Genomic DNA, 706 nt, shown 5'->3' on the forward strand with positions numbered 1-706 from the left:
TAAATTTTACTAGTAAAAGCAACAAACCGGTTAAAATTACATTTAAACCAAGATAAAAAATAGAAAAATACACGCTAAGCCTATTTTTTTATTTTTATTTAACTTTTATATTACCATTTTCATCAATATCTAATAAATCAGATATATTAGTATCTAAATTTCAACGATAAATTGCTTTAAAATATTTTCCATTATCTTTATTTCATTTAACATCACTATCATTATCATTATTAACAATGAATAAAATAACAGTTTCATAACCTCAATAAATTTCAACACCAATATAAAGTTCCATATTATTTTTCTTATCTAAAATTTTTCTATGTTCTTTATAAATTTTATCATTGTTAAATTTAACAATAAATCAATTATCATTTGTGTTCCCGCGCCATACTACATAATATCATTTATTATCAACTGTATTAAATGGTTTTTCTTGTGGTGCTATTCATTCTAAGTTATCTCTAATTTCTTTGTTATTTGTTTTAATTTTGTTTTCTTCTTTTAGTTTTGTTAATTCTTCGGGTGTATATTCTTGTGGTGTATTACAAGCAACTAAACTTGTTGTACTTGTTCCTACTAATGATATTGCACCTAAAATACTTAATATTTTTTTCATATTCCTTATATCCTTTTTATTAATATCAATTAAGTGAATCTATTGAAACACTATAATTAACTTTTACATTTTCGGTATAAACAGTTT

Annotated in this window: 1 protein-coding gene; it reads right to left on the bottom strand. The window is 22.0% G+C overall.

Annotation, left to right across the window (positions count from 1 at the left end; translation table 4 throughout):
* Positions 1-94 precede the first annotated feature (94 nt).
* A complete protein-coding gene (locus EHU54_RS06060; RefSeq protein ID WP_400249502.1) occupies positions 95-619 on the bottom strand; it encodes a lipoprotein in 525 nt (174 codons plus the stop codon).
* Positions 620-706 lie beyond the last annotated feature (87 nt).

Origin of the sequence: Spiroplasma sp. ald, from assembly GCF_044714355.1 — a bacterium.
GTDB lineage: Bacteria > Bacillota_I > Bacilli_A > Mycoplasmatales > Mycoplasmataceae > Spiroplasma > Spiroplasma phoeniceum.